We start from the raw sequence: 14,455 nt of genomic DNA on the forward strand, positions 1-14,455 counted from the left end.
TTTCATACCTTATTTTTGCGCCTTTTCTGCTTCTATCTTAAGGTAGGCAGCACCAAGGTAATTGATGATATCCGAAGCGGTAAAAGCCTGCTTGCTGGTTTCGCATACGCCAATATCGGCAGCAAGCCCATGCAGGTACACCCCGAAAATTGCAGCATCGGCAGGGCTGTAGGATTGCGCCAGTAACCCGGTTATAATACCGGTAAGCACATCGCCGCTGCCTCCGGTAGCAAGGCCTGCATTGCCGGTAGAATTGATATGCACCCTATCGTTGCAGGCCACAATGGTAAAAGCATCTTTAGCCACGAGTATGATCTTATGCTCTTTGGCGAATGCCCGTATCTTCTCCATTTTCTCAAAATCATCCTCCCAGGAACCCATAAGACGTTCAAGTTCTTTGGGATGCGGAGTGAGGATGGTATTTTCCGGCAGCATGTTGAGCCATTCATTATTATAGGACAGGATATTCAGGGCATCGGCATCAATAACCATCGGGGTTTTCTGGTGTTTTAAAAATTCCAGCACCGCCTGCTGCGTTTCGGGCTGCTGTCCTAGCCCCATCCCGATACCGATAGCTTTCGGCTCAATATCAAAAGCGATAGTGTTGATATGCTCCTCCCCGCCCGTCAGTACCATGGCTTCGGGAAAAGCAGTCTGTACTATAGTGTAACCGCATTTGGGGATGTAGGCTGTCACCAACCCGCAACCCGATTTAAGCGCTGCCTTTGAAGACAAAGTCACTGCCCCTATTTTGCCATAGCTTCCGCCAATAATAAGCGCATGGCCCTGTGTCCCTTTGTGCGCGTGGGCAGGCACAGGCCGGTAGCGTTGGTGCGCCTCGGTCCTGTCGGTAAGGAAAAATTGGGTAGGTTCGTTCGCGATAAAATCCTTGTCAAGCCCAATGTCGAGTATTTTTATTTCTTTGATAAAATTGCAATTGCCGGCCAGATAAAAGGCCAGCTTGGTAAACTGAAACGTAAGAACCATATCCGAATGAACGGCTATATCGCTCTTCCTGTCCATGAACATCCCCGACGGCACATCGATAGAAATGATCTTTACAGCACTGTTATTTATCCTCTGTATGGCTTCTTTTGCTTCTGCTCCCACTTCACGATTGAGTCCTATCCCGAAAATAGCATCAAGGAATATTATCTTATGCTTTTTATATTCATAAGCCTCATTAGTATTACAGGCAAGGTTATTTTGCTCCAGCTTTTCGAAATTGGCAGTAAAATCTTCCGAAGGGTTGCCTGTGCCTTCTACAATATCTACTACTACCTTATAATTATCGTTATGCAATAGGCGCGCCACCACCAACCCGTCGCCGCCGTTATTCCCCTTTCCGCAAAACACATGGAAAACCGTCTCTTTATCAGGAAATCTTTTTTTAAGCCATAAAAACACCTCGGTTCCGGCACGCTCCATGAGTTCGCCGGTGGTTATACCCTGCCGGGAAATTGTGGTTTCGTCAGCTTCCCTTATTTTTGATGCGCTAAAAATTTTCATCCTTTAGTGATAAACAGTGATTTATAAATATTTCGTAAAAGTGGTGTGGCAGTGTTTGCCGCTACGTAAATTTATTACATTTGCCTGTATATGACAGTTAACAGCAACAAATATTTAACTCCTTCAAACCTTACTACAGGGTTTGCCGCTGCTGTTACGACAACTACTACAACTACAACCCCGTTCGGGGTATAATTTCTACATATAATCCATTTGCTGGTTATTCCCACGGGAATGACAAAAAGCCCGTGCTCTCAATCCTTTACTTTTAAAAATCATCTATGAATATTATAAAATTCGGCGGTACTTCGGTAGCCAATGCCGACAGCATATCGCAGTGCACTGCCATAATCAAAAACAAAAAAAGCCAGTCCTTAATTGTAGTAGTCTCTGCCCTGGGCGGCGTGACTGACCTGCTCCTATCAGCCGCGGTTGAGGCCTCGCATAAGAATGAAAATTACCGCAGCCTTCTTGCTGAAATTGAGAACCGCCACATGGATGCCATCAGGGAACTGCTCCCTGCAACCGGCCAAAGCGGCATTTTGAGCCATGCAAAACGGATACTCAACCACCTGGAAACACTGCTTGACGGCTGCTTTCTGCTCGGCGAACTATCCGAACGTACTAAAGACCTTGTGCTGTCATTCGGTGAAGTATTGTCTTCTTATATTATCTCGGAAACACTGAAAGCGCAGGGAGAGAATTGTGCCCTGGCTGACAGCCGTGAACTGATAAAGACCAACAGCCGTTTCGGGAAAGCCGTTGTCAATTTTGAAATGAGCAACCTGCTGCTCCAACACTATTTCGATAAAAATAAAGCCGCTATTACCGTAATGCCGGGTTTCATAGCCGAGTCGGAAGACGGGCATACTACAACACTCGGACGTGGCGGCAGTGACTATACCGCAGCCATAGTTGCCGCAGCGCTCGATGTGCCTTCACTGGAAATTTGGACCGACGTGAATGGCATCTATACCGCCAACCCGAAACTCGTTAAGCAGGCCGAACCGATACACGATATTACTTTTGAGGAAGCGATGGAACTTTCGCATTTCGGTGCCAAAGTGCTTTACCCTCCAACCATCCAGCCGATATTAAATAAGAACATTACACTTCATATAAAAAATACTTTTGAGCCGGATGCGCCCGGAAGCATCATTCGTAAAAATCCGCAGGCCAAAAGCAGCAACCCTGTAAAAGGCATCAGCAATATCGACGGTATTACGCTGGTAACTATCGAAGGCCCGGGTATGGTGGGCGTTGCGGGATTCTCAAAGAGGCTTTTTGAAGTGATCTCGAAAGAAGGCATCAACGTTATTTTCATCACACAGGCCTCATCGGAGCATTCCATCTGCCTCGGAATTGTTGAATCGGAATCTAAAAAAGCGAAATCGGCCATTGACGAGGAATTCCGTTTTGAGATACAGCAGCAGAAAATAAAGCCGGCGATACTTGAAAGTGGCCTTTCGATAATTGCAGTGGTTGGCGAGAACATGAAAAACCACCAGGGACTTAGCGGAAAAATGTTCAGCACCCTTGGACGTAATAATATCAACATACGCGCGATTGCACAGGGCGCTTCCGAAAGGAATATCTCTGCGGTTATCGACAGCAAGGATGTGAAGAAAGCACTCAACAGCCTCCATGAAACGTTCTTTGAAGAAAAAGCCGTACAGCTCAACTTGTTCGTGATGGGCGTTGGCAATGTAGGCGAAAAGTTCCTGGAGCAGATACAATCGCAAAAGAAATACCTGAAAGAGAACCTAAAGATTAACGTAAGGGTTATAGGGCTGGCCAATTCCAAAAAAATGCATACCGATGAGGACGGCATCGACCTGAAGGAGTGGAAAAGCCTTATGGCGAATGGCGCAGCTGCCAATCCAGGAGATTTTATCAGTGAGATAAAAAGTCTCAACCTGCGCAACAGCATTTTCGTAGACAACACCGCCAGCGATGATGTAGCGGGAACGTATGCCGACTACCTGAAAAACAGCATTGCCGTGGTAACCTGCAACAAGGTGGCCTGTGCGTCTGAATATACTAATTATAAAAACCTGAAAAACCTATCACGCCAGTACAACGCACCGTTTTTGTTTGAAACCAATGTGGGTGCCGGATTGCCGATAATCGACACACTGAAGAATTTGGTGGCGTCGGGTGACCGTGTACATAAAATACAGGCAGTGCTTTCGGGAAGCCTTAATTTTATTTTTAATAACTTTAATGAGGAAAATTCCTTTTATGATGTTGTGAAGCAGGCACAGGCGGAAGGCTATACTGAACCCGACCCTAAAATTGACCTTAGTGGTATAGACGTAAAGCGCAAGCTGGTGATACTGATACGCGAAAGCGGCTATGAAATGGAAATCGACGATATCGAGAACAACTCCTTCCTGCCGCAGGAAAGCCTTGACACCACAATTGTTGACGATTTTTTCGAATCATTGAAAACACATGCAGCGCACTTTAATGAACTTTATAAAAAGGCTGCTGCCGAAGGTTCAAGACTGAAGTTCGTTGCTTCATTTGAAGATGGCAAAGCTAACGTTGGGCTGCACTTTATTCCGCAGTGCCACCCGTTCTACAATCTGGAAGGCAAGGATAATATAGTGCTGTTTTACACTGACCGCTATGCGGATCAGCCTTTGCTGATAAAAGGTGCAGGCGCTGGTGCGGCGGTAACAGCTTCGGGTATTTTTGCAGATATTATACGCATTGGCAACAAGTAAGTTATGGACGAAATACGAATATTCAGCCCGGCCACTATTGCGAACGTTTCCTGCGGGTTTGACGTGCTGGGCCTTTGCCTGGACAGTGTGGGCGATGAGATGGTTGTAACAAAGTCTGCCGAAAAAGGCATCAGAATAAAGCAGATCATAGGTGCCGGCCTCCCCCTTGCCGCAGAGAAAAATGTGGCGGGCGTGGCGGCACTGGCACTAACTGAAGCACTGGATCCGGAATATGGATTTGAAATAACCATCTATAAAAATATAAAAGCCGGCAGCGGTATAGGCAGCAGTGCGGCCAGTGCGGCAGGAGCAGTTTTTGCCATCAACCATTTGCTTGGCAGCCCGTTATCCAATAAAGAGCTCGTCCCTTTTGCAATGCAGGGCGAAAAGCTGGCCAGTGGCAGCGCCCATGCCGACAATGTAGCCCCTGCCCTACTGGGTGGTTTTACGCTGATACGCAGCTATGAGCCTTTGGACATTATAAAAATAGATGCGCCAAACGAACTGTATGCTACTGTGATCCATCCGCAGATAGAACTGAAAACAATGGACGCACGTTCGGTACTACGGGAAAACATTACCCTTAAAAAAGCTACGATACAGTGCGGCAATATTGCCGGGCTCATCAGCGGGCTATATACCAATGATTATGATTTGATAGGCCGCAGCCTGCACGACGAACTGGTAGAGCCGGTGCGCTATATCCTGATACCGAAATTTAAGGAAATCAAGGCCGCAGCAATGAAAGCAGGAGCGCTTGGCGGGGGGATTTCGGGGTCAGGCCCGTCGGTATTTGCATTGTCACGAGGCGTTGAAACTGCACAAAAAGCAGCACAAGCTATGGCAGCAGTTTTAGAAGGCACAGGCATCCCGTTCGAACTGCACGTTTCGCCCATCAACCCAACCGGAATAAAAATACTATGAGATATTACAGCTTAAACAACCACGATATAAAGGCCTCTTTTAAAGAAGCGGCTATTACCGGGATAGCCAGGGACAAAGGACTTTACTTCCCTGAAAGCATCCCACATCTGGACAAGGATTTTATTGAAAATATCGAAACCTACAGCCACGCAGAAATTGCACTGAAAGCCATAACGCCTTTTGTGGGTGATGCCATTCCGCAGGATGAACTGAAGAAGATTGTAGAGGAAACCCTGTCTTTTGATTTTCCGCTTATTGAAGTAGAAAAGGATGTGTATTCGCTGGAGCTTTTCCATGGCCCCACAATGGCTTTCAAGGATGTCGGCGCACGATTTATGTCGCGCTGCCTGAATTATTTCACGAAAGGCGAAAACAAAAAGATAACGATACTGGTAGCCACTTCGGGCGATACCGGCGGGGCTGTGGCGAGTGGCTTCCTGGGTGTCGAAGGTATCGATGTGGTGATCCTCTATCCTTCCGGCAAGGTGAGCGCTGTGCAGGAAATGCAGCTTACCGCGTTGGGTCAGAACATTACCGCACTGGAAGTATCCGGCACATTTGATGACTGCCAGGACATGGTGAAACAGGCATTCCTGGATGATGAGTTGAAGGATGTGAGCCTCACTTCGGCGAACTCGATCAATATAGCGCGCTGGCTGCCGCAGATGTTCTATTATTTTTTTGCGTATAAAGAGTTGAAAGCGAAAGGCAAACTCTTAGTTATTTCTGTGCCAAGCGGGAATTTCGGGAATATCTGCGCCGGGATGATGGCGAAGAAGATAGGGCTGCCGATAAGCCATTTCATCGCTGCCACCAATGCTAACGACACTGTGCCGCGCTTTATGCAAACGCACGAGTACACGCCCCAAAAAACCATTGAAACGCTTTCCAACGCGATGGATGTGAGCAACCCCAGCAACTTCGTACGTATACTGGAACTCTTTGGCGAAAGCCTTAAAGATGAGCTGACCTCCTACAGCTTTAACGATACGCAAACCCTTGAAACCCTTAAAAAACTTTATACCGAAAATAATTATTTAGCCGATCCACATGGCGCTGTTGGTTACCTTGGGCTTAAACAATTCATGCAGGATAATCCCGGTTATACCGGCGTGTTCCTTGAAACGGCGCACCCTGTGAAATTTCCCGAGAGTATCGAGAAGGCATTGGACATTACTATCCCGGTGCCTGAACAGATAAAGAGTGTAATGGAGGGTGAGAAGAAATCGGTAAAGATTTCTGATTATAATGGATTGAAAGAGATTTTGAAGAAATGAATTTGGAACGCGGATTGGGCGGATGACCACGGATTTTCCCAATTACGGTGATGTACATCACGGAAATGTATATATTATTATACCTCAATCCCGCGTGAGTGATGGAAGCGGCATCCTGCTGAGGCACGAAGCAGATAGAGCGTACAGCACGACGGTGGAGCGCGCGGAACCGGCACGCCCAAAACTTCACTAAATAATTCTTAATTGTTAAAGTTAACCTTCGGATAGTGTAGTTTTTTCAATAAATTAGCGCAATCAAACAAAACAAACACATTTCAAACTTATTCTTTACGCTACAATGAAAAATACTGCGCTTACGCATATTCATGAAGGCCTTGGTGCCAAAATGGTCCCGTTCGCGGGCTACAACATGCCTGTACAATATGAAGGGGTTAATGCCGAACACGAAACCGTACGCAATGGCGTAGGGGTTTTTGATGTTTCACACATGGGTGAATTCCTTTTGAGCGGACCTAAAGCACTGGACCTTATACAGAAAGTGACCAGCAACGATGCTTCAACCCTCACTATCGGCAAGGCACAATATTCCTGCCTGCCGAACGACAATGGCGGTATCGTGGACGACCTTATTGTTTACAAAATGAAAGAGGAACAGTACCTGTTGGTTGTAAATGCCTCGAATATTGATAAAGACTGGGACTGGATATCCTCTAAAAACGACCTTGGCGTAGACATGCGCAACATCTCTGATGACTATTCGCTGCTTGCCATCCAGGGGCCTATGGCTATGGAGGCCATGCAGGCACTGACATCTATAGACCTTGCCGCTATTAAATACTACCATTTTGAAGTAGCGGATTTTGCAGGCATCGAGAACGTAATTATCTCTGCCACGGGTTATACCGGAAGCGGCGGTTTTGAGATCTATGCGAAAAACACCGAGATCGAACAGATATGGAATAAGGTTTTTGAAGCGGGAGAAGCTTATGGTATTAAGCCAATTGGTCTTGCAGCACGCGACACGCTTCGCCTCGAGATGGGCTTCTGCCTTTACGGGAATGATATTAACGATACCACATCCCCGCTTGAAGCAGGCCTGGGATGGATCACTAAATTCAATAAAGATTTCACGAATTCTGAAGCATTAAAAATGCAGAAAGAAGCTGGTGTTACACGTAAATTAGTAGGCTTTGAGCTTACGGAAAGAGGTGTGCCAAGGCATGATTACGAAATTGTGGACAAAGACGGCAACGTAATAGGCATCGTAACATCGGGCACGATGGCGCCGTCGCTCAACAGGGGGATCGGGCTTGGCTATGTCCCTGTGGACTATGCCGCGCCGGACAGCGAGATATACATACGCATCAGGAAGAACGACATCCCTGCCAGGGTGGTGAAGCTGCCGTTCTATAAAAAATAAATTTATGAGAAAAATATTCGCACTTGCTTTCCTGCTGCCACTGGTAATGGGGGCACAAAATAACAATGAGAAAGCATGCGAAATTTTTTCGAAAGTCAATACTGTGCTTCAAACGAAGCATTTCAAGCCTAAACCGATAGACGACAGCCTGTCGGTTTATGTTTTTGAAACCGTTATGGAAGGGCTGGACGACAACCGGGTCCTTTTCCTTAAGGAAGAGTACGACCAGCTGGCGCGCCACAAATACGGCATTGACGACTACATCAAAAATAAGGACTGTGCTTTTTTTTCGGACTTTATTACCGTTTACAAAAAAGCGCTGGAACGGAATAAGAGTTTTGTAGAGGAGATAGGCCGCGAGCCACTGCCTTTCAATACGAAGGATACCATTTATTATTCGAAGAGTTCCTTCCCGTTCCACACTAAAGCAGAACGTATAAAGAATTTCCTTCGCAAAAAAATAACCTTCGACATACTGGAGGATATTGCGCAGCAAAGCAAAAACAAGGATTCACTGAAGCTAAACCTCGAGGCGCTTGGCAAGATTGCAAGGCCTAAAGTAATTGAGAGTTACCTGTGCAGGGTGAACTCGCTGCTGGATCCTACAGAAGGCTTTGACAACAGCATTTATAATGCATTTTACTCTGCGTTCTGCTCCTATTTCGACCCGCATTCCACGTATTTCAATTACAGTGAAAGGGAATCTTTCGTTTCGTCAATTTCTACCGAAAATTATTCGTTGGGGCTTTATGTAAGCCAGAACGACAAGGAAGAGATCATCGTGGAAGAGATCGTTCCGGGCGGGCCTGCTTACCACGCGGATAAAATTGATAAGGGCGACCAGATCATAAAACTGGCAGCGAACAATACCGAATATACCGTTTCGTGCGCTTCTATGCAAACTATTGGCGAAATAGTGAATTCGGACACCTATAAAAAGGTAGAGCTTACCCTCCGCAAGAAGGACGGCACTATTTACTCTGTAAACCTCGAAAAAAAAGTGATGAAGGCGGAAGACCACAGTGTTTACAGCTTTGTGCTTGGCGACAATGAGCCTGTAGGCTATATTAAGGTACCGAGTTTTTACACCGCATTCGATTCTGATAGCAAACAGGGCTGTGCCGATGATGTAGCCAGGGAAATAGTGAAGCTCAAGAAAGAGAATGTAAAAGGCCTTATCATCGACCTGCAGTTTAATGGCGGCGGCTCGATGGACGAAGTGATACGTATGGCGGGTATGTTTGTCAACTTTGGCCCGGTTGCCGTAGTGAGCGACAAGGATAAGGACTACAGCGTTATTAAGGATTTCAACCGGGGAATGATATTCAATGGGCCTATGGTGGTTTTGGTTAATGGCTTTTCAGCATCGGCAAGCGAGTTTTTTGCAGGCGTAATGCAGGATTACAACCGTGCCGTGATCGTGGGTAATACAACTGTTGGTAAAGCAACCATGCAAACCATACTTCCATTGGAAGATGAAAATCCCCAGGATTTCGTAAAAGTGACGATAGATAAGTTTTACCGCATAACGGGCAAGAGCAGCCAGTATATCGGGATAGTTCCCGATGTAGAGCTGCCTACCTTTTTCGACAAATTGCTGCCACGGGAAAGCAGTATGCCTACCGCTATTAAAAACGACAGCATACCAAACCTGAACCTCAGGTTTACCAAACTGCCCGATGCACCGATAAAAAAAGCGGCCGGGCTTAGTAAAACACGCGTGGATGCCGATGCCGGATTTGCACTGGTAAGCTCTGTAAACGACAGGATTAATGCCTTGTACAATAATGCCAAAAAGCCATTGCCTATTACTTTTGACAAGGTATTTGATGACGTGCATTCGATGGACCAGATATGGAAAGACATCAATACAACATCTGATAAGGAGCAGGCATTTACCATACGGAATACCACTTTTACCGATGTGACAGCTTATGATGAATATGCTAAAAATGCCAATGATTATAAGATAAAGTCGGTGAAGACCGATATGTATATTAATGAAGCCGTGAATATCCTTAAAGACCTTAACCAATAACCACACACCAATGAAACAAACTTTACTCGGCATACTATTTATAGTATCGCTTACCTGTGCAGCACAGGATTTCAAGACCCCTATTGATTATCTTAATTTTATCAGCAAAGAAAGCAAGCCAATCTCCGCAAATACCTGGAAGTATACCAAGGCCGTGGCACACAGCAAAAGCGCCCGCAAAATAGATGCCACCCGGAAAGCGCTTATCAAGTCATTACAGGCCGCCTCAAAAAAGATTGGCGCCACCAACGGGTACAAGGGCGACGTAGAATACCGCGACCAGATTCTCGCCTATTTTTCTATTTCTGAAAAATACATTAACGACGAATACGACAAGATCATCAACATGCAGGAAGTGGCAGAGCAATCGTATGACTTTATGGAGGCGTATATCACTACCCGCGATCTGGTAAACCAAAAGATAAATGAAGAGGAAGAAAAGCTGAACGCGAATGAAGAGGCTTTCGCTAAAAAATATAACATCACGCTAAGTGCCGATGAAAGCGAGATGGGTAAAAAAATGGCCATATCGAATGAGGTTTTCAAGAACCAGAGCGATATGTACCTTATTTTCTTTAAGGCTTACATTACCGATGCCAACCTTATGAAAGCGGTAGAAGCAAAGGATATCGGTGCAATGCAGCAGAATGCATCGGCGCTGGAAGCATTCGTTACAGAAGGTTTTGAGAAATTGAAAGAAGCCAAACCCTATAAAAACGACCCAATGCTTGTGAATGCAACCAAAAAAGCGTTGGAGTTCTACAAAAAAGAAGCGTTGGAGTTTGCCCCTGCCGTGGCCGATTTTATGATGCTGAACCAAAAGGCAGAAGACAGCAAAAAAGCCATGGACAGCAAAGGTAAACCGACCCCGGCAGAGATCGATGCCTATAATAAGACCGTAGGTGAGCTCAATAAGGCCGTAGGCAACTTCAACAAACTGAATACAAAATATTTCAACGACAGGAATAATGCCATTACTGCTTGGAATACCGCGAGCGATGGTTTTGTATCGAAACACGTACCAAAAGATTAATTTTTTTGCCACGAATTACACGAATTTCACAAATTAAGAAGAAGAAGAAATTAGGTGCTTCTTCACTATTAAGCTTAATCCAAATCGAATTAGTGAAATTTGTGTAATTCGTGGCTAAACTTTTATATGTACTGATGTAATTTTTGCAAAAAACACGGAATAAGTTTATTTTTGTGCCTGCAAACAAAATAATTATGGGAAGAGCGTTCGAATTTAGGAAAGCAAGAAAGATGAAACGTTGGTCGGCAATGGCCAAAACGTTCACAAGGATAGGCAAGGACATCGTAATGGCCGTTAAAGAAGGCGGCGGTAACCCGGAGAGCAACGCACGCCTCAGGGCCGTTATCCAGAATGCCAAGGCAGCCAATATGCCGAAGGACAATGTTGAGCGTGCTATTAAGAAAGCATCTGATAAAGATACGGCAAACTTTAAGGAGGTATTGTTTGAAGGTTATGCACCGCACGGCATTGCAATACTTATAGAGACCGCGACAGATAATAACAACCGTACTGTAGCCAACATACGGAGCTATTTTAATAAATGCAACGGTACCATGGGTACACAGGGCTCGGTGGAGTTCATGTTCGACCATACCTGTAACTTCCGCATCCCTGCTGAAGGCCGCGATGTGGAGGAACTGGAACTGGAAATGATCGACTTTGGCGTGGAAGAGATATTCGCCGATGAGGATGGCATCATGATGTACGCCCCTTTTGAGAGCTTTGGAGCCATCCAGAAAGAACTGGAGCACCGTGGGATAGAAATCCTTTCTTCAGGATTTGAGCGTATCCCGCAGGTTACGAAGGAACTTACCGAAGACCAGGTTGCTGACGTGGAAAAACTCCTTGAAAAAATTGAGGAAGATGACGACGTGATGAACGTGTACCACACAATGCAGGAGTAATTTTTATTTTTTATTTTCTATTGATTATTTTTTATTGAGGAAACTCAAGACGATATAAGGCATCCTTCGGGGTGCTTTTTTATGTTTACGGTCTAATACACCTGACAGGTTTTTAAAAACGCAGGCTACCTTCGACCAATGCCGAAGTAAGAGGTTATGCGTGTCATTCTGACGAAGGAAGAATCTCTATTAGTCAATAATTAAGATTCTTCACTCCGCAAGCTGCGTTCAGAATGACAGAACGCTACATGGTTTACAAAAGGATATTCCGTTCAGATATCTCTAAAGACTGTCAGGTTCGACCTCGTAGAATTAAATTCGTGAAAAATATTTTAAACTCCAAAATCCCTTTATTTTCAGCACTTATCCCAATAATCGCTACATTGGTACATTTAAAAATTAAATTTTTTTTTGCCCAACTGTAACAATTCAAATATGGTGGCAGTCATTATATCAAACCAACAGATCAAACGTTGACAAACGCAAATCCGGATATCGATGCATTGATAGCGCTCTGCAAGGAGGGCAGCCGCAATGCGCAGTTCGAGGTGTACAACAGGTATTATAAGCCTATGTATAACACCGCGCTGCGTATCGTGAAGGATAGCCATTGGGCAGAGGATATCATGCAGGAAGCGTTCCTGAAAGCGTTTACCAAGCTGGACTCGTTTAAAGGTGAGGTGACATTCGGGGCATGGCTGAAAAGGATCGTGATAAACCATAGCCTGGACAATTATAAGAAGATCAATAAGAACGCCATGGACCCGCTGGACAACGTACTGTATAAGGTAGAAGACGACAGCCATGCTGAAGATGCTCAAATGGATTTCCAAAATATGCAGGTACAGCAGGTAATGGCCGCGATACAGTCGCTAAAAGATAATTACAGGGTTGCGCTCACCCTCTTCTTTATAGAAGGTTATGACCAGGAAGAAATAAGCGACATAATGGGAATTACACACGGCAACTGCCGTACAACAATAAGCAGGGCGAAGGAAAGCCTGCTCAAAAAACTACATGCATAATGGACAACGAAAAAGAAAATACCAATAACCTGTTTGCACACCTTAACGGGCAGTGGGATACCGAAGAACCTTCAAAAGGCCATCACGACCGCTTTTTGGACAGGCTTGAGGGCAGCAAAAAGAAAAAGAAGAAAGGCCTGCTGTTGAGGCTGGCAATGCCAACGGCGGCGGCAATACTGATACTGTTCGGTATCTGGACGATGTATAAGCCGGGAACTGATGAAAATGCCGGGATAGCAAAAGTATCGCCGAAAGTACAGGAAACGCAGATGTATTTTGCAGGTATTATACAAAAAGAGCTTGCCAAGGTAGAAAAAGAGGACAGCCCCGAAACTAAAATGCTGGTGAAAGATGCACTCCTTAGAATGGATGCCCTTGAAAAAGACTACGACAAGATCACTAAAGAAATGCTGGCCAAAGGCGAAAATAAGCAACTCATCCATGCCATGATAACCAATCTGCAGACAAGGATATCATTTTTGGAGGATGTGCTTGTAAAAATTGAAAACATCAAAAAACTGAAACAAAATTACAATGAGAACAATCAGACATAATGTAATCCTGCTGTTACTGGCACTTCCCGCACTGGCTTTTGCCAACGGCGATGGTGATGGCTGCATGAAAGGGAAAATTATAAAGGAAAAGAAAATAAGCAAATCGTATTTGGTAAGCAACAACGCTGGGCTTAGGATCACCAATAAATTTGGCAGCGTATATGTTACCACCTGGGACCAGGACCAAACGGTTATAGACGTCGTAATAAAAGTAAGCGGTGATAAGGAAGAGCTTGTAAACAAAAGGCTGAATAGCATTAACGTCAATTTTGAAGCGACTAAAGCAATGGTATCTGCCAGGACTGAGATAGGCAATTTCTCCGGAAGGAACACTAATATGGAGGTCAATTACACGATCAAGATCCCTAAAAAAGGCGCTATTGATATCAGTAACCAATACGGCAATACCATTGTTGGCAAAATTTACGGAAGGGGCCAGATCAATTGCCAGTATGGCGACCTGACTATTGATGAACTCAATAACGATATGAATTCTATCAACCTGCAATACAGCGGCACTTCCAAGATCAATTATATTAAATCGGCCGACGTGAATGTACAGTACTCCGGCTTCAGCCTTACGAAAGCCGGCTCATTGAAACTAAAAGGGCAATATACCGGTATGACCATAGGCGAAGTACAGGATATCACTTATAAAACGGAATATGGCGACCTCAATATCAAAAAAGGCGGCAAGATCACAGGGGGCGGCGATTATTCTGCGCTGCGTTTCGGGTATGTAACGGGAATCGTTAATGCGACCTGCAATTATGGAGAAGTACGAATAGGCGGCATGGACAATGATGTAAAGAACATCGCGATAAATGCCAGTTATTCTTCCGTTAGTGTAAACTACAACAATGCTGCCCCATTCGATTTTGAATTGAGTACCGAGTATGGCGGTATCACGGGTATATCCGGATTCAGGATCACCGATAAAAGAGAAAAGGACAATAAACTCTATTACAAAGGGTATTACAAAAACAGCGGCGTAAACAAGATCTTCATCAAATCGGAGTACGGCGATATCAACCTGACGAAGGGTTAAAGTGTTAAAATAAAAAAAAAATATAAACCGGT

At 45.0% G+C, this 14,455-nt stretch carries 11 protein-coding genes; 10 read left to right on the forward strand and 1 reads right to left on the reverse strand.

Annotated features, from left to right (window positions below; genetic code table 11):
* Positions 1-9 precede the first annotated feature (9 nt).
* Entirely contained in the window at positions 10-1,509 is a 1,500-nt protein-coding gene (locus AAEO56_RS02470) for an NAD(P)H-hydrate dehydratase (RefSeq protein WP_341695432.1), read from the reverse strand.
* Between the two features lie 281 nt (positions 1,510-1,790).
* On the opposite strand from AAEO56_RS02470, the gene thrA reads away from it, so the two are divergent.
* The 10 genes from thrA to AAEO56_RS02520 all read left to right on the forward strand — a co-directional run bounded on the left by thrA (position 1,791) and on the right by AAEO56_RS02520 (position 14,423).
* A complete protein-coding gene (gene thrA / locus AAEO56_RS02475) occupies positions 1,791-4,238 on the forward strand; it encodes a bifunctional aspartate kinase/homoserine dehydrogenase I (protein WP_341695433.1) in 2,448 nt (815 codons plus the stop codon).
* 3 nt (positions 4,239-4,241) lie between these two features.
* Positions 4,242-5,162 (forward strand): homoserine kinase, encoded by a 921-nt coding sequence (locus tag AAEO56_RS02480; protein WP_341695434.1) that lies wholly within the window; start codon positions 4,242-4,244, stop codon positions 5,160-5,162.
* A complete protein-coding gene (thrC, locus tag AAEO56_RS02485) occupies positions 5,159-6,439 on the forward strand; it encodes a threonine synthase (protein ID WP_341695435.1) in 1,281 nt (426 codons plus the stop codon). The genes AAEO56_RS02480 and thrC overlap by 4 nt, the downstream gene beginning before the upstream one ends.
* Positions 6,440-6,737: 298 nt before the next feature.
* Positions 6,738-7,820, forward strand: coding sequence for a glycine cleavage system aminomethyltransferase GcvT (gene gcvT, locus AAEO56_RS02490; RefSeq protein WP_341695436.1), 1,083 nt, complete (start codon positions 6,738-6,740; stop codon positions 7,818-7,820).
* 4 nt (positions 7,821-7,824) lie between these two features.
* Positions 7,825-9,858 (forward strand): carboxy terminal-processing peptidase, encoded by a 2,034-nt coding sequence (locus AAEO56_RS02495; RefSeq protein ID WP_341695437.1) that lies wholly within the window; start codon positions 7,825-7,827, stop codon positions 9,856-9,858.
* 10 nt (positions 9,859-9,868) lie between these two features.
* On the forward strand, positions 9,869-10,891 hold the full coding sequence (locus AAEO56_RS02500) for an LIC11966 family surface protein (protein ID WP_341695438.1): 1,023 nt from the start codon (positions 9,869-9,871) through the stop codon (positions 10,889-10,891).
* 194 nt (positions 10,892-11,085) lie between these two features.
* Positions 11,086-11,796, forward strand: a complete 711-nt coding sequence (locus AAEO56_RS02505) for a YebC/PmpR family DNA-binding transcriptional regulator (protein WP_341695439.1) — start codon at positions 11,086-11,088, stop codon at positions 11,794-11,796.
* 473 nt (positions 11,797-12,269) lie between these two features.
* The gene (locus AAEO56_RS02510) at positions 12,270-12,821 is read left to right on the forward strand and encodes an RNA polymerase sigma factor (RefSeq protein WP_341695440.1); all 552 of its coding nucleotides are present in this window, start codon (positions 12,270-12,272) and stop codon (positions 12,819-12,821) included.
* Positions 12,821-13,375, forward strand: a complete 555-nt coding sequence (locus tag AAEO56_RS02515) for a hypothetical protein (RefSeq protein WP_341695441.1) — start codon at positions 12,821-12,823, stop codon at positions 13,373-13,375. Before AAEO56_RS02510 ends, AAEO56_RS02515 begins: the two co-directional genes overlap by 1 nt.
* Positions 13,356-14,423, forward strand: coding sequence for a DUF4097 family beta strand repeat-containing protein (locus AAEO56_RS02520; RefSeq protein ID WP_341695442.1), 1,068 nt, complete (start codon positions 13,356-13,358; stop codon positions 14,421-14,423). The genes AAEO56_RS02515 and AAEO56_RS02520 overlap by 20 nt, the downstream gene beginning before the upstream one ends.
* Positions 14,424-14,455 lie beyond the last annotated feature (32 nt).

The organism is Flavobacterium arundinis, from assembly GCF_038289855.1.
Classification (GTDB): domain Bacteria; phylum Bacteroidota; class Bacteroidia; order Flavobacteriales; family Flavobacteriaceae; genus Flavobacterium; species Flavobacterium arundinis.